Origin of the sequence: Mesorhizobium sp. M1A.F.Ca.ET.072.01.1.1, from assembly GCF_004023325.1 — a bacterium.
Classification (GTDB): Bacteria; Pseudomonadota; Alphaproteobacteria; order Rhizobiales; family Rhizobiaceae; genus Mesorhizobium.
Genome location: NZ_RZSF01000162.1, coordinates 1 through 14,855 on the forward strand (window position 1 = coordinate 1; position 14,855 = coordinate 14,855).

A 14,855-nucleotide genomic window follows, 5' to 3' on the forward strand; every position below is an offset into this window, starting at 1 on the left:
TCATTGGCAGACTCGATGGTGCTTGCTCTTTTCGCATCGACGTCGCCAAGTGGACCATCCGCCGTTTGAAGCTTGCCGTCTGCGGAAACAACGTATTGCCGGGCACCATCGAGCCAACGATTGCGAAAGACGCTGTCCACTGCGTCGGAATCGGTCTCTGGACCCGCAGTTTGAGTGGAACTGACGGCGGATTGCGCAGTCTCACGCCTTTGTTCTGCCGAGAGTGCCGAGCCGGCGGAATGCATTCCTGTGGCCGCGAGCAGGACTGGCGCGACGTAGTGCAAAACTTGCGAGTGAAAACGTGACAAGGCCATTCCAGATCATCCGAGGCGCGAACGTCGAATGCAGGAATCGGTATGTCAGATAAAAAAGAATGTCAATTTGCCTATGATTTTTTCTTGCGTCGAGAATGCGAAAAGAGCACATTGCAATTCGCCCCGCCGCCCGCAACCGAGGAAAACGGCCCCAATGAAACGTTGCCTCAGCAGCCTTGGTCTGCCCCTGTTGATGGCCATGCCAGCGCTTGCCGCGGGTCCCGTCGACCAGGCCTATATCCGTTCGCTCGCCGCACCCGGGAAAACCGTGCTGGTCATCGAATATTACGACGGCAAGGGTGACGTCACGGACCGCAAGGGCTTCGCCTCGGCGGGGGGCTTCAAAACGGTTTCGCCGACCGATTTCGCGGTCGACGACAAGGTCACCGTCCACCTCTTCGGTATCGAGCCCTGCGAGGGCGACATGGTGAACCGTCGCGAGGACTTCGCCGGCAGCTGCGCCGACTATGCCGAGCAAGGGCTCAAGACACTGTTGAAGTCGCCAAAGGTGATTTATTGCCGCGCCTTCGTCAGCGAAGCCAACGCGCCTATCCAGGACGCGACCTGTTACGGCTACTACAACTACCCCGGCAGTCTCGACACGGTCGACATGTTCGAGGAGCAATTGGTATCGCTCGGCACGCATCGACTTGCCAAGAAGCCGGGCGGAGGCCTCGCACGGCCCGATCTTGAGAAGGCAGAAAAGACTGGCCGGGGTGGCGGATATGGCATGTGGGCAGATCCCCGGATCAAGATGGAATGAGATCGCTCGCTGTCGTCTTGGCCGCCGTGATTTCGGGGTCTGTGGCCGCCGCCCCCGCAGGCTATTTCAACCTCCGACTCGGCGTGGCGCTCGAGAGCGGCGACAGCTGGACAGACGCCGGTGCGAGGTATCACCTCTACGGCGTGCAGGCTTGCCTGCGCGGCACGTACTATGCGGATAACTCCGGCCGCAGAGAGGATTGCGGCGAAGCCTCCCTTTCTGTCATTGCGGCATTCATTGCTGACACCAAGCCGGTCTGCTCGCCGATAGCGACGATTGCCAAAGTTACTCATGTCGTTTGCTATGCGACAGTCGGCGACGATCAGTTGGATCTTGGCAATCTGATGATCACGTCTGGCTATGCCTTCGCCGCCCTGCAGGCGGACGGCCTTCCTTACTCGCCCGCATATGCCGTAGCTGAACAGGTTGCGCGCGAAAAGCACGCTGGCCTGTGGCAGTTCAAGGACGTGCAGCATCCGGCGATCCTGCTCGGTCGTGCCGCGGCACGGAGGCCGACGATCCAATGAGAATGCGAGCGACCTGTTTTGCTGCTCTTCTGGCGCTGTCGGTTGCCGCCTCCCCTAGCTGGCCGGCCGACGCCATCGGGCTGCGGGCTACGCCGTCCTCGCTGCCCAGTGAAGCGGTCTCTAAAGCAATCACCGGCCGGGTAGCGATCATCGATGGACGGACACTCTGGTTTCCGCGATCGGCCGAGAAAGTCCGTCTTGCCGGCATCGACGTGTGCGAACTGCCCCAATGGGCCTTCGACCCAACCCGATACGGCAAGAACACTGTGCTGAAACCCATGCCGTGCGGCCCCCTTGCCAAGGCCTGGCTCAAGAGGGTGGTCGGCGACGATCTCGTGACGTGTTGGGCGACCGCGTTTAATTCAGACGGCGCCTATGTTGCTGCCTGTTCCACGAGGGGACGCGACCTCGCTGTCGAGATGCTGCGGGTCGGCTGGGCGCTGGTCACCTCCCCTGCCCTTCCCGGGTACGACGCGTGGCAACGCCACGCCATGACGGCCCGATACGGGATGTGGGCCACCTACGTGCTCGACATGGACGAGTGGCGCGGAAGGGCTGTCGATCGAACGCTGCAGAGACAACCGGTCGCCGACTTCAATCTACTGGCTGAGCGAGCGCGAGAAATCTCTCCGCCATTCGCCGACGCGCGCAAACGGCCGCGCCGATCAGATCGCTGAATTTGGATGCTCAGGAGAAATGACCATGCGGCTCAGGTCCACTATTGTCCTCGCGTCGAGCGCCTTGACTTCGCTAGCAGCCGCAGTTGTTGACACGCAGGCCAGCGAGTGGGGTTGCGAAGTGCTTTTGTGCGCGTCGTCATCAAACCCATCCTGGCATGGCTTGCCCGCCTGCCACCCGCCCATGGATCGATTGATCTCGGCCATGAGCAGCTGGGGTTTCTCGTGGCCCACCTGCCCCGAAGCAGGCACCGGCTCGCCCGGCTACGAAAAATACGCCGATTGTCCGGCCGGCTGGAGCGTCGGATATTCCGAGGTCGGTCACGGCACGCGCAGCGAACCGAGTCTGTGTGTCCAGAAGGGTCGCAATACATGCAGCCGTCGCGAAGGATGCAGTGATACGATTTCGATGCCTCGTCCGTCGCGCGGGGATCCGTATTACTTCGATATTTCTGCCAAAGACGGGTCTGTGTCCCGGCACTGGTTCAATCTGCGGCGTTAGCGCCTGATCCGCCTGGCGAACCTGGTTGCGGATTTCGGTTTCGGTTGCTTCGAGCAAAGCAGTTCCGCGACTTCGTCCCGGAAGCGTGCCGTGGACGCAAGAAGCCGGGCTTGTTGTCCGTCGCCGATGTCGGTGCCGGTGGCGATCATGACGGCCGCGACACCAAGTATCTTATCGCAAGCGTCCGGCGCATTCGTGGGCTCAGCTGCAATCAACTTGGCAACCGCCCGTCGCATATCTCGCCTGATAATCCAAGTCAGCGGCAATCTGATCGGTTGCCAGCGCAAGCGCAAGATTCGCTGAAGTCTCCGATTGGCAGCGCCTATCCGGTCGAGCTCCGCAATCGCCCTCGAGGGGGCGCGTCCGCGGTCACTTACCATGCGTAGCCAGTGGAAGTTTCTTGTGCGCGTCATGGCGACGAAATCACATTCCCCGCTGATCTAGTCAGGCTGTATCCCCTTATTCTCAAGGGCCGCCATCCTCTTGCCAGCTATGTCCGAAGGAAGATGAGCCGCGCGAAATATGCGGCCTTCATTTTGAGCTCGCCAACATCGGCCACCGGCGCCATCGGTGCCTGCCGTCGAATAACCGTTTCGTTCGCCAAAATGGCGTCAAGCCGTGGCCCGATCAGCTGCGCCTCGGCCTCTTCGGCGTGCATCAAACGTTTGCCGAGACACTCCAGCTCTGAAATGGCGCGGCGGTGCGCCGCGATCAGATCCACGACTGCGTCCCCCTCTCGTGCCTTGCCCTTGCTGCTGCACACAAGTTGGATCGGCATCGACTGCTCCGAGTGGTTCGGCTCCTCCCGCATAACAAGACTGTCCCGGTCCCGCCGGAGAAAAAAGGGATGATGGCATCCCTATTTTTCCGTCGCGAAAGATGAAAACCTGCCTGTCAATCGATCGGTGAGGACCTGCTGCCAGTGTTTCGTGCGCTCGTTGTCGAAGATCAGAATCTGATGCGGCTGGCGCTTATGGACCAGATTCGGGCGAGTCTCGGAAATTGTGTCGTCCTTGGCGCCGAGACGTTGGAAATCGCTGCGCGCGAGCTTCGGAGCGCTGAGTTCGATCTGGTCGTCATTGATCCGGGACTTCCCGGCTTCGACCCGACGCTGGACGCTGATCGCGTGGCCGTCGTCGGCACAATCATCGAAGCCTCGCCAAGCGCGATCCACATCGTCGTAACAGGCTCAGACAACCATTCTGAGGCCGAAATTTTTCGGCAAATAGGCGCGGCCGGCTATCTCGGTAAGACCGGGCTGGAGCCCGGCGTGTTCAATGACGTGCTCGACGACATTTCCACCAACGGATTTGCAGTTCGGCTTTCGCGTGTGGCGATGACCATGCCCGACGTTCGCTATTCCGTCCTGACGCCAAGAGAACAGGAGATTATCGACATGATGACCCGTCGCGAGCCAGGCATGACGCGTACGCAGTTTTACCAGGTGATGGCAGGTCGCCTGGGCATCGATCCCAGCTCGGCGGAAAAATACTACAAACAGGCGCGGGCAAAATTAATGAAGAACGGCCACAGGCTACCGCAGGGCCTATAACCAGATGTCATTGATGACCGTCCATGGGATCAAGGTCCCCCTGCGCCCCGACGACGTCTCGCCTGTCATCTGGCAGGCCCTCGATAATGAAACCTATGAAGCCAAGGAAGCCAAGTGGATATCGAAGGCCGTGAAGCCCGGTGATCGGGTTCTGGAACTCGGCTCAGGCATAGGCATCATTACCTCGCTTATCGCTCAGATCCCGGACGTTCAGGTGTGGGCCTTCGAAGCAAATCCGGCGTCGGTCGCCCTTGCCAAGCGCGTCGTTGACGCCAACAATTTGGACAACGTGGTCCTCTTGAAAGGCATTCTCGCAGCTGGCCCGCCACGCCCGTTCACCTTTTATGTGCGCAACGATCTCTGGATGTCCTCGATGGACAAAGACCAGGGGCCTTACGAGCGCGAAATGACGATTGTCTCGACTGACGCCGACGACTTCATCGTCCAGCACGGCGCCAACGTCCTTGTTATGGACATAGAAGGCGCCGAAAGGGAACTCCTGCAGCACGCCAAGCTCCCGGGCATCGAGCGTGTCTTCCTGGAATTGCATGATCACTTGTATGGACTGGACGGAATCCGCGCTATCACCCAGGCACTGGCGTTAAAAGGCTACGCCTATGATCCCCGCGGCTCCCGCGGTCCGTGCGTCCTTTTCGCCAAGGACGACGGCCCACGCGAATATGAAGAGGTTGAACCAGATGCAGCGTGATACTCTTGCTTCTTGTCTTGCCTTCGCAATCGCCATGGCTGTTGCCGGGCCAACCGCCGGCAAGGGCGCCCTCACGGATCCCGATACGCTCACGCTCGAAGATGCATCGGGCAAGGCCATCCAAACCCTTACCGTCGAGCAGTTGAAGACCGAATTTCCGCAACAGACCTACGATACGCGCACGCCCTGGACGAAAGAGGACGAGAAGATCGTCTACCGGGGGCCCCTGCTGAAGGACATATGGGCGAAAACCGGGCTCGCCAACGTCGCTAAAGTCAAGGTGGTCGCCTACGACGACTTCGTGTCTGAACTCCGCATGGACGAGATCCAGTCATATGCGCCTATCCTGGCGGTCGAGCGCCAATGTACAAAGGATGACCGCAGCCAAGGACGATGCAAAGGCGATCAGCAGTTCCGCCCCATCACCATGAACGAGAAAGGTCCGATCTTCATGGTCTGGCCCTTCGATCGCCTGCCCGCCTCCTATGTCCCAGCCCGTAATGCTATCTGGGTCTTCTTCCCGGTTGTGCTGCGCGCGGACCAATGAGATTCGGCACCAGCCGCTTTTTTGCTGCCTTGCCTTATCTTGGGCTGGCGCTCGCCCTCCTCCTCAGCACTTGGGCGTTCGTCCGATCGGACCGCTACAGGCAAGAGACGGACGAGATCCTCAACCAGACCTACGAGATTCAATGGCGTGCGACCCAGGTGCGCGAGCGGCTTGTCAGGGTCCATGGCTATATCCGTCTCGCCGACGAAGCCGGCAAGCTCGATCCTGACATCAATCGGCAAATGGCTCTTGTGAGCGTCAACATCGCTCAGCTTGTGGCGCTGCCGTACCTGCAGCATTTCTTCCCGCAGAAAGACATCGAACTCCTGGAAAACGTGCGTCGGACAGTCGAGCAAAACGTCGCGCCGGTTGTCGAAGCTGGTTCCAATTATGCGGATGCCCTCGACCACATGACCAATCTCGAGCAGGACATGTACGAGATCTCTAGCGCCACCGTTGATCACAGCACGACGCTCCAGGAAACTGCTCAAATCGATATAGCCGCATCCCGCAACTGGTTTATGTTCGCGATTGCCCTGGGACTGGTCGCAATCTTCTATCTCATAACCCATCAGCGTCACGCTTACGTCAGCCGTCGCGATCGACACATGCGCTCATTCGCCTCGCTGTTCGCGCATATGACGCGCTCACGCGTCACCGCTTTGCGACTGTTTCTGGAGGGCACTGGTTCGGAGCAACCTCCGAGAGAAGAGATGTTGAAGGCTGCCCGCAGTGCTGCGAATGAGCTCGAATCCATCAATGACGGGTTGCTCAAGATCGCCTTTTCGGAACGAGATTCGCATGTCCTCCCGCTCGCCAAGCTGTTGCTGGACCTCAAAGATCGGGACGGCATCGTGCAGCTGTCAGTCGATTCCGAGGCGGGAACACAAACCGTGCCGGCAACCCAGTTTCAACTGGTACTGAGCGAGCTTGTGCAGAACGCGCTCACGGCCGTCGAAAACACCGACGGGCCGAGCGTTGTCGTAAAGGCATCGGTCGTGCACCGGCCTGTTTTTCGCCGCAACGTTCTGTTGCTGGAGGTCGCAGACAACGGTGTCGGCATGACGCCAGAAGTCCTGCGCAAAGCAAAGACGCCCTTCTTTTCGACCCGGGCCGGGAATCACGTCGGCCTCGGTCTCACCGGCTGTTCCCAGATGGTCGCCACACTCAATGGGAGGCTTTTCATCGATAGCAAACCCGGAGCGGGCACTGTCGTCAAGGTCCGCATCCCAATCGGTGCATAATGATCGGCAACGCGCTTGGGATCGCTGATTACTTCGCCGGTGGCAGCATCCTTAGCTTTCAAAGGCAGCTGGGCATAGTTCTTGACCGAGGCATCATAGTCGAGCCCAGACGCGTTGAACGCGGCTTTTTATGAACCGGTCATCGACAAAGTTGTTGACGTCGAGCGACTGGTCGGTTTTTTTTGAGGAGCCTCAAGGTGTCGATCGCAGTGGCGATAGCCTGGCGGCATTCCGGCTTCCATGTGAGGTCACGGGTCTGAAGCGCGAGCGGTTCATTCAGCTCACTGTATTTCTCCCGCTCTTTGGTGATGAGCCGATCGGCCTCGATTGAGGCGCGAAGATAGGCTCTCCGGATATTTTGCAGCATAGTTGGCATCGACCAGGGCTCCATTGAAAGTGGGCGTCTTTGCCTGCGATCCGTCATAACGCGATCTTTTTCCTTAAGCTCAGCGTCTCGGCGTTCACTTGACAAACTCGGACAGTTGCGCGGTTCGCGGCACGGAGGGAACATCAAACATACACGCCAACTTATCGAAAGGCGATTCCGTAATACCATAAATTGTCATTCCCGGCCTATTTGTCGTGATGTAGTAAAGTCGACGAAGCATGGGATATCCGCTAGGAATGGCAAAGACTTCGCTCGCCTGCCCTAAGGCCGGTGCTGCGTCTATCAGTATTCTAATATTTGTAATATTAATGTCGTGCCGACTAAGCACGCTTGTTACAAATCCTGCCCCGAACTCATCAACAATATCTCCATCGACATCTGACGAAAGATAAGTGGCGTCATACATGATCGGAGAATTATCACCTGAGAAGACCATCTTGCGAACACAGAGCATCGCCGCTTCCGGCGGCTCGAATGTTTGCATCGCCGGTTCCGCAATCTTCTCCCGGGCGATCGACAGGAGCCGCAGGTTGGCATTCATCAGCCAGGACATCGAAGCATCCAACTCGAGAAGAAAGCGCTTGTTGTCCTTTACGAAGGTCCCCTTCCCGGCAATAGACGTCAGCATGCCTAAGGACTGCAGATCACGGAGTGCCCTTTTTACCGTAATGGCGCTGACCCCGAATTCTTCGCTCAACATTGCCGTGGACGGGATGAGCGCACCGGGCTGATAAATTCCGCCCATTATCCGCTCCAGAAGTTCTGCTCGGACCGCTTCGTGAAGCGATGGCGCGCTTTGCAACTGAGAAATGCTCACAGAGATCCCCTCGCCATCGCCACCTTGAGATAGACGTCGGTCAAAACCTGGAAATCTCCGTACCATTTGGATATGTTCTCAATCCGAATGGCCACGTTCCGCTTGCGCTGCCTCGCCGCTACACCCAGCATATCTTGACGATTGATCGCGATCATGATGCACCTTGTCATCCTTTTTCATGGGGTGTGCGCCGTCAACCCGAGGCGACATTCCAACTGGCTGACCAGCGCGACGGCGATCAGTGCCAGAGCGAGGAACAGCAAGCCGGCGACAGCCATTGGCTCGGCGTAGCGATAAGTTGCCGAAGACACATCGAATGCGCTTCCCAGCATCTCAGGGACAGAGATGACCGCAAGGTATGGGGTCGCCTTGAGAATCGACACGGAGTATGCGCCTAAGGGTGCCGCTACATTTCGCAGCATTTGCGGGGCGATGACGAAAATCAGTGCGTCGAGCCAGCTCAGCCCGAGACTGAAAGCGGCTTCGCTCTGCCCCGCCGGGATGGCGTTGATCCCCGCCTTGTACACCTCCGACAGATACCCGGAGTAGTAGACGCTCAGCCCCAGAACGCCGGTGACGAAAGCAGGAAGGGTAATTCCGTAAGAGGGCAGAACAAAGTAGATGAAATAGAGCTGGACCATAATAGGTGTGGAGCGGATGGCGTCAATCAGCAGCTGGGCCAAAGGGCGGATTATCCAGTGCGACCTGCGAAGCATTTCTAAGATGAACCCCATAAGCGATGCGCCGATGAAGCTCAGTATTGCCACAAGAATCGTATTGCTGATTCCCTTCAGTATGAGCGGAATGATGTCGACAGCAAAACCTAGGTCAAAGCTCATTGATAAGCCTCCGCCCCTTACCCAGCGTTTTCTCCAGATAACGGCCGAGAATAGTCACGGGGTAGCATGCAATGAAATAGGCCAACAGCAATCCAGAATAGATGCGCACCGGATCGTAGCTGAGTTGCGAAATTTCCTTCGCGCGAAATGTCATGTCGGCGAGACTCAGCAGTGACAGCAGAGCAGTGCCCTTGATGAGCTGGATTGCCAGATTAATGAATGTCGGCATCATGGCAGCGACCGCCTGGGGCAATTCGATCAGCCGCAGCACATCTAACCGACTCATGCCGAGAGCCAGCCCTGCCTCCGTCGGCCCCCGATCGAGCGCCTGTAATGCCGCGCGGACCGACTGGCTGCCATATCCGCCGATGTTGAGCCCCAGAACCAGCGCCCCTACGGCAATTCCAGACAGGTAGATGCCGAAGGCGGGCAACGAGTAGTAGAAGGCATAAAGCAGCACGATGAGGGATGAACTGCGCCAGAATTCGATGATAGCGGTAATGCCGAAACGCGGCCAACCTCGCAGAAGATGCTGCAGGACTCCCGCAATCAGCGCAAAGGGGATCGCATAGCAGAGACCAAGCATGGTCACGGTCGCGGTGATGTCGAAGCCCTCGAATATCCCTCGCATGATGTCGAAGAAGCTCATTCGCCCTCGCTCTTTCTATCTGCTTCCTTCCTGACGAGAAGATTTGGTGTCGGACTGCTCGCCGCATGAAAACAGAGTTTCGCGACGACCGGCAGATCCGTGACGGCGAGCCTTGGCCATTTCAGAACGCAACACTGCAGCGACGGAGATAAAATGGCCCCTAAGCATAGCCCCCTATCGGGAAAGCATGGCGTACTTAGGCACTAAACCAGAACTTCAGGGAATTTTCCCTCGGAAAGCTTAGTGATGAGCTCGGCGCCTTCCTTGGTCACTACGGCGACCTCCTCCAACTGGAATACTCCACCGTCCAATTCATATTTAGGCTCCACGTGAATGATCATTCCCTCCTGAAGCACCTCCTTCGAGGCGGCTCCGATCGAAGGTGGCTCCGTCAGGTTGCGGCCAGATCCATGGCCAATCCGAGATGCGGTTGCGCTCGGCAGCCCCAACTCAGTCTGCTTGGCGAACGCTTCAAACGCGGCATAGACATCGGCACCAGTCATGCCCGGCTTAATTGCAGATAGGGTCTCAATCGTCATGTTTCGGACCTGCGTATAGATGCCTTGCTCTTCGCTGGTAACGCGCCCTGCCTTGGCAATTCGGTTCACGTCGGAAATCGAACCGGACATACGGCAACCGATATCGACCCAGATGAAATCATCCTTTGCCAGCCCCCGATCGGTTGGCGGAAGACTATATGCGAAGTCTTTGCGTCCGAAACGCACCGGCAGCCATGGAACCGATTCAGCGCCATGCTCGATCAGATCAAGCGTCAATGTCTTGGCGAACTGCTTTTCCGTCGTCCCCAGTGTCAAGCTCTTCAGGCAACGGTGGAATGCGTCATGCGCGATTTCCAGCGTAAGCCGCTTCTGGGCAATTTCCACTGGCGTCTTGATCATTCGGATAGGCCAAATGAATTCTGCACCTTCAACGATCTGAACTGCAGCGAACTTGGTCTTCAACCTGTCTATCAAACGGAGGGACCCAACGCCGAAACTCTCAAATCCGTAATCCAACGCGATTCTACGAAGGTTGGCCTGTCCGAGAACCTCAATCACTTTTTCGACCGCATCCTCAATAAAGCCGAAATAATACCGGTGCCCCAGACCTGGAGGCAGTTCGGACGTTTGAGAGAATGCCTTAGCTTCGGCAGCGGCTGCCACCACCACCGCCGTGTCACTGTCTTTGAGAACGACGAGAAAATAAGGCCGAGCTTTGGACGTCCAGAACAGGGACTTGAAGCCGCTGAAATATTCAAAGTTGTCTTGGTCTGAGATCACGAACGCATCAACAGAGTTTTCTGCCATGCACCTGCGGAGGGCGTCGGTGCGTTCCTGGTACTCGTCCGCGCGCACGAGAAGCGTGTCGTACATGTGTGCTACCTTGATGCGTGAAAGCCATGTTGTTATACCGGGTATAATTACACGTCAAGGCCCACCCGCATGAAAATCACAAGGCATCGCACTTTTGTCCGATCCAACCGATGGCAGCCCATGCGCGGAATGGTGTCGGGCACAGGGTCCGTCTGCATTGGGTTCCCGCAAACCGACGTGACGTTGACGTGAAGGTATACCTGCTATACAGGTGTTGCGTTGTTCAATCTCTTCAAGGAAGCAGCTCCAGATGGGGATACTAAGCGTCAATCGAGGAGCCGAAATGCTCATTAGCGCAGCGCTTATCTCAATGGGTCTGTTGTCCATGGTGGCGAACGCGGAAACGCTCACAGAGACGGTCGCGAAGGAAGGCAGACTGACAATTGGCATTCACAACCGTTGGCCTTGGGGCTTCAGAAACGAGGACGGGACCGTATCAGGAGTTCATCCGGACGTTCTGAAGGCGGTTGTCGAGCCGCTTGGCGTCAAAGAAGTAGACTTCGTTGTGATGGACTTCGGCGCGCTAATCCCCAGCCTGATGTCACGCCGTATCGACGCGGTAGCTTCCGGCATGATCATCACTCCGGAGCGCTGCAAACAAGTCAGTTTTTCCGAACCCTTCATGGCCACTGGCGATGCGACAATCGTGAAAGCGGGAAACCCTTTGAAGATTCACAGCTATGCAGACATAGCGAAAAACTCCAAGGTTCGCGTGGGTGATGCACGCGGTACATCCACGACCGCAAACGCGGTCGCCTCGGGGGTGCCGATGGAGCGGATCCAACTCTTCCAAGACTACAACGAATTGGTCGCAGCGCTTCTGGCGGATCGCGTCGATGCGATCTTGATGACCAGCGGCACTGCCCTTGGCATCCTGAAGGACCCAAAAATCACGGGGCTCGAGCGCGCCGCTCCATTCACTGGGCGCATCATGGAAAACGGTAAAGAAGCGCTCGGCTATTCGGCCATTGCTTTCCGGCCTGAAGACGCGGATTTCCGTGACCGATTCAACGAAAGCCTTGCCGCCCGAAAATCCGAAGGCACCGTCTGGGAGAAGCTGCCTCCTACGGTTTCGTCAAGTCTGAACTGGCCGGTGACGAAATAACTGCACCGACCCTTTGCTTGGGCAACTATCGGTGAGTAACAACGCGCAGGCCAACATTGCTCGTCGGTCGGCCTCTGGCCTGCGACTAATAGCTGAGCAGCTGTCTTCGTTTCGCGATCGATATGCGACCGAATTCCCCTGCGCATCGCAGTATTGCTGCTGTGCGATCAACGTCGCCACTCATTAACTTGAATTGCCGGATGCCAGATGGGTATGAGGTATTCGCGCATGGACAAAGCGGCGCCTACTTTCGCGCCTCGGGCCCACCGATTACAACCGGTTTGCTCTGACATGTACCAGCCATTACATAACGATTCAGGACAATATCTATGGAACAGTCGCTCGAGCTCCCGACCAAACGCCGCTTTATGGATGTAGATTACGAACTGGACAGCGGCTTTGGTTCGCGCGCGCATATCGGAATGGTGGTCATTTCAAATGACCAGACTTTGTCCCACGAGGCGCGCGCCATGCTCCAACTGCCCGGTGTCGCCCTTTATGAAAGCCGTGTGCTGGCCGCACGGCAGAAAAATGAGGCGGTCACCATGAAGTTGCTTCGGAAACAAGCGGACGACATCGACCTAGCGGTGCGGCAGATCAATAACCTGCGCCCTTCGGATGTCGTCGCCCTTGGATGCACCTCTGCCGCGATGATCATTGGCCCTGACGAGTTGTGTCGGCGAATCCGGAATGTTTATCCGCATGCGTCAGTGACCGACCCATTCTCCGGCATTGTGGCCGCCCTTCGCGCACTCAGCTCGCAACGTATCGCATATGTCTCCCCCTATCCTCGCGATATCGCGGAGACGATGATTATGAATATTGAAGCAACCGGACGTGAGGTCGTCGTGGGAGGATCGTTCCACGACGCCAGCAGCAACATCGGAGACGAAGCTCCCTTCATCTCTCCCGCAAGCATCGATCGTGCGGTGAGGCACGTGATTGACGGGACGGACGTCGATACCGTGGTAATTGCCTGTACGCAAATGCGTGCGGCTTCGGTGATCGGCAGTATTGAGAAGCAGACGGGCAAGCACGTAATCACATCAAATCAGGCGCTGTGCTGGCATGCCCTGCGTCTTGCTGGCTGCGACGATTCCGTGTTGGGCTGGGGGCGGCTGTTCGAAATCGGCCTCGCGCTCGACGCGAACTGAACTGCGCCGGTCTGCCAGAACTGTACCTAGAGCGTTTCATGTCTTGAGAGAATCGTAGGATTGAACGAAGCCGCTGACGCGGCATTTGGCGGGTCGGTTTGCGTGTGAGGCTTCTGTTTTGAAGGATTGCTGCTGTTGAAGCGCAATCTTGAGACAGGAGTAACGAGATGGCCGAGATGAGCCCTCTGCGCCGGCGCATGATCGAAGACATGACGATCCGCAATCTGTCGCCGGCCACACAGCGATCCTACGTGCATGCCGTGGCGAAGTTTTCGCGCTACTTTGGCCGCTCCCCTGACCGGCTTGGCCTTGAGGACGTGCGTGCCTTCCAGGTGCATCTGGTCTCAACGGGGATTTCCTGGCCGGCGCTGAACCAGACGGTGTGCGCACTGCGGTTCTTCTACGGCGTGACGTTGGGCCATGCCGAGATCCCGGAGCGCATTGCCTACGCCCGCTCGCCACGCACGCTGCCAGTGGTGTTGAGCGCCGACGAGGTGGTCAGGTTCCTCCGTCGGCCTAAAGGTCGGCGACATCGATAGCGGTCGCGGGGTGATCCGTGTCGAGCATGGCAAGGGCGGCAAGGACCGCACCGTGATGCTGTCGGCGCAGCTTCTGCGCATCCTGCGGGTCTACTGGCGTCTGGCGAAGCCGCAGGGCTGGCTGTTTCCCGGCCGGGACGCCAACGCCCCATCGACGTGCAGGTGCTGTATTCGGCCTGTCGCTCGGCGCGGGCCGCCGCCGGCATCGACAAGCGGGTGACGGTGCACACGCTCAGGCACAGCTTCGCCACGCATCTTCTGGAGAACGGCACCGACATCCGCATCATTCAGGTGCTGCTCGGCCACAACAATCTGTCGAGCACGGCGCGCTACACCAAGGTCTCGAACGGTCTCATCCGGCGCACGACGAGCCCGCTCGACCGGCTGAACATCGAGGTGGTGCCGCCGGGCTGAGCGGTTCCGCCATGCCGGCGAGACTGGAGGTCGCGGATATCTTCGGCCGCCATGGCGAGGCTGCGCATTTCGCAAAAGCCGGACAGGGGTTCCGCTAATTCCCGGACAGTGGTTTCGCTAATGTCGGGACAGTTTGGCGGCGTCGGTCCTCGGGTGCCTTGTTGCGTTCATGGATGATTGATTTCGCCGTTTTCGGTGCCGGTCAAGAGGGGCGCGGCCTTTTGCTTTCGCATGCTGTCGCCCTGGAGCACGATGCGGTGGGCGTTGTGAACGATCCTGTCGAGAATGGCGTCGGCGACGGTGGGGTCTGCGATCAGGTCATGCCATCTGGCCACCGGGACCTGGGCGGTGATCAGGGTGGATTTGCGGCGATAGCGTTCCTCGACGATTTCGAACAGATGGAAGCGCTGTTGGTCGGTGAGGGAGTGGGTTCCGAAGTCATCGAGGATGAGCAGTTGCGCGCGGGTGAGTTTGTCGATCAGGCGTGGGAAGCGGCCATCGAGACGGGCGAGCGCCAAATCCTCGAACACGCGCGGCACGCGCACATAGAGCACGGAATGATCGAGCCGTGCCGCTTGCCGGCCGAAGGCGCAGGCCAGCCATGACTTGCCGGTTCCGGCCGAAACAGCTTCATACTGCCGGCTACCAGGGCGGTCGTGGTTCGATTGTCCGCTATGTCTTTCATCCGCGCTGCGGTGAAGCTGTCGTAGTTACCGGCCGACAGCGCTATCGCGGCGAAGTG

The 14,855-nt window shown here is 58.1% G+C and carries 18 protein-coding genes and 3 pseudogenes; 11 read left to right on the plus strand and 10 right to left on the minus strand.

The genetic code is table 11. From position 1 onward, the window contains the following. A partial coding sequence (locus EOA32_RS39290; protein WP_210214839.1) for a hypothetical protein occupies positions 1 to 314 on the minus strand: 314 nt, incomplete at its 3' end. 154 nt (positions 315 to 468) lie between these two features. Between EOA32_RS39290 and EOA32_RS21195 the strand changes: the two genes are divergently transcribed. The 3 genes from EOA32_RS21195 to EOA32_RS21205 are packed head-to-tail and all read left to right on the plus strand — an operon-like array spanning position 469 to position 2,281. Continuing rightward, positions 469 to 1,077 carry a hypothetical protein gene (locus tag EOA32_RS21195; RefSeq protein ID WP_128372791.1) on the plus strand — a complete coding sequence of 203 codons (609 nt, stop codon included), beginning with the start codon at positions 469 to 471 and terminating at the stop codon, positions 1,075 to 1,077. After that, the gene (locus EOA32_RS21200; protein WP_128372792.1) at positions 1,074 to 1,604 is read left to right on the plus strand and encodes a thermonuclease family protein; all 531 of its coding nucleotides are present in this window, start codon (positions 1,074 to 1,076) and stop codon (positions 1,602 to 1,604) included. Before EOA32_RS21195 ends, EOA32_RS21200 begins: the two co-directional genes overlap by 4 nt. A 2-nt stretch (positions 1,605 to 1,606) precedes the next feature. Beyond that, a complete protein-coding gene (locus EOA32_RS21205; protein WP_128372803.1) occupies positions 1,607 to 2,281 on the plus strand; it encodes a thermonuclease family protein in 675 nt (224 codons plus the stop codon). Here EOA32_RS21205 and EOA32_RS38725 read toward each other — a convergent pair. Together EOA32_RS38725 and EOA32_RS21215 are read right to left on the minus strand one after the other, a co-directional pair. After that, complete coding sequence (locus EOA32_RS38725) at positions 2,270 to 2,488, minus strand: hypothetical protein (RefSeq protein WP_189407283.1); 219 nt, start codon at positions 2,486 to 2,488, stop codon at positions 2,270 to 2,272. The two genes, EOA32_RS21205 and EOA32_RS38725, sit on opposite strands and share 12 nt — an antisense overlap. Positions 2,489 to 3,273: 785 nt before the next feature. Next, entirely contained in the window at positions 3,274 to 3,561 is a 288-nt protein-coding gene (locus EOA32_RS21215) for a hypothetical protein (protein ID WP_128372793.1), read from the minus strand. A gap of 144 nt (positions 3,562 to 3,705) precedes the next feature. Between EOA32_RS21215 and EOA32_RS21220 the strand changes: the two genes are divergently transcribed. Genes EOA32_RS21220 through EOA32_RS21235 form a run of 4 tightly spaced genes read left to right on the plus strand, consistent with a single transcriptional unit; the run spans position 3,706 to position 6,835 of the window. Beyond that, on the plus strand, positions 3,706 to 4,335 hold the full coding sequence (locus EOA32_RS21220; protein ID WP_128372794.1) for a response regulator: 630 nt from the start codon (positions 3,706 to 3,708) through the stop codon (positions 4,333 to 4,335). 4 nt (positions 4,336 to 4,339) lie between these two features. After that, entirely contained in the window at positions 4,340 to 5,044 is a 705-nt protein-coding gene (locus tag EOA32_RS21225; RefSeq protein WP_128372795.1) for an FkbM family methyltransferase, read from the plus strand. After that, positions 5,025 to 5,591 carry a hypothetical protein gene (locus EOA32_RS21230; RefSeq protein WP_128372796.1) on the plus strand — a complete coding sequence of 189 codons (567 nt, stop codon included), beginning with the start codon at positions 5,025 to 5,027 and terminating at the stop codon, positions 5,589 to 5,591. The genes EOA32_RS21225 and EOA32_RS21230 overlap by 20 nt, the downstream gene beginning before the upstream one ends. Further along, positions 5,588 to 6,835 carry an ATP-binding protein gene (locus EOA32_RS21235; protein ID WP_128372797.1) on the plus strand — a complete coding sequence of 416 codons (1,248 nt, stop codon included), beginning with the start codon at positions 5,588 to 5,590 and terminating at the stop codon, positions 6,833 to 6,835. Before EOA32_RS21230 ends, EOA32_RS21235 begins: the two co-directional genes overlap by 4 nt. A 5-nt stretch (positions 6,836 to 6,840) precedes the next feature. Here the strand turns inward: EOA32_RS21235 and EOA32_RS39960 are convergent. The 6 genes and pseudogenes from EOA32_RS39960 to EOA32_RS21260 form a co-directional block, all read right to left on the minus strand. Then, positions 6,841 to 7,260: pseudogene (locus EOA32_RS39960) on the minus strand (nitrate ABC transporter substrate-binding protein); the annotation flags it as partial. 36 nt (positions 7,261 to 7,296) lie between these two features. Continuing rightward, entirely contained in the window at positions 7,297 to 8,106 is an 810-nt protein-coding gene (locus EOA32_RS21245) for a GntR family transcriptional regulator (protein WP_281015187.1), read from the minus strand. Next, positions 8,037 to 8,195 carry a hypothetical protein gene (locus EOA32_RS38735; RefSeq protein WP_189407287.1) on the minus strand — a complete coding sequence of 53 codons (159 nt, stop codon included), beginning with the start codon at positions 8,193 to 8,195 and terminating at the stop codon, positions 8,037 to 8,039. Before EOA32_RS38735 ends, EOA32_RS21245 begins: the two co-directional genes overlap by 70 nt. A gap of 21 nt (positions 8,196 to 8,216) precedes the next feature. After that, positions 8,217 to 8,879 carry an amino acid ABC transporter permease gene (locus EOA32_RS21250; RefSeq protein ID WP_128372798.1) on the minus strand — a complete coding sequence of 221 codons (663 nt, stop codon included), beginning with the start codon at positions 8,877 to 8,879 and terminating at the stop codon, positions 8,217 to 8,219. Next, positions 8,869 to 9,528, minus strand: a complete 660-nt coding sequence (locus tag EOA32_RS21255) for an amino acid ABC transporter permease (RefSeq protein ID WP_128372799.1) — start codon at positions 9,526 to 9,528, stop codon at positions 8,869 to 8,871. The genes EOA32_RS21250 and EOA32_RS21255 overlap by 11 nt, the downstream gene beginning before the upstream one ends. Positions 9,529 to 9,731: 203 nt before the next feature. After that, a complete protein-coding gene (locus EOA32_RS21260; RefSeq protein ID WP_128372800.1) occupies positions 9,732 to 10,901 on the minus strand; it encodes a M24 family metallopeptidase in 1,170 nt (389 codons plus the stop codon). Positions 10,902 to 11,184: 283 nt separating this feature from the next. On the opposite strand from EOA32_RS21260, the gene ehuB reads away from it, so the two are divergent. From ehuB to EOA32_RS39970, 4 genes and pseudogenes are all read left to right on the plus strand, one after another. Further along, positions 11,185 to 12,006 (plus strand): ectoine/hydroxyectoine ABC transporter substrate-binding protein EhuB, encoded by an 822-nt coding sequence (gene ehuB / locus EOA32_RS21265; protein WP_189407289.1) that lies wholly within the window; start codon positions 11,185 to 11,187, stop codon positions 12,004 to 12,006. A gap of 329 nt (positions 12,007 to 12,335) precedes the next feature. Then, complete coding sequence (locus EOA32_RS21270; protein ID WP_128372802.1) at positions 12,336 to 13,160, plus strand: Asp/Glu/hydantoin racemase; 825 nt, start codon at positions 12,336 to 12,338, stop codon at positions 13,158 to 13,160. A 167-nt stretch (positions 13,161 to 13,327) separates the two neighbouring features. Further along, entirely contained in the window at positions 13,328 to 13,699 is a 372-nt protein-coding gene (locus EOA32_RS39965) for a site-specific integrase (RefSeq protein ID WP_245499346.1), read from the plus strand. 10 nt (positions 13,700 to 13,709) lie between these two features. After that, positions 13,710 to 14,113, plus strand: a pseudogene (locus tag EOA32_RS39970) (tyrosine-type recombinase/integrase). A gap of 167 nt (positions 14,114 to 14,280) precedes the next feature. Here EOA32_RS39970 and EOA32_RS21280 read toward each other — a convergent pair. Continuing rightward, a pseudogene (locus tag EOA32_RS21280) lies at positions 14,281 to 14,730 on the minus strand (ATP-binding protein); the annotation flags it as partial. Positions 14,731 to 14,855 lie beyond the last annotated feature (125 nt).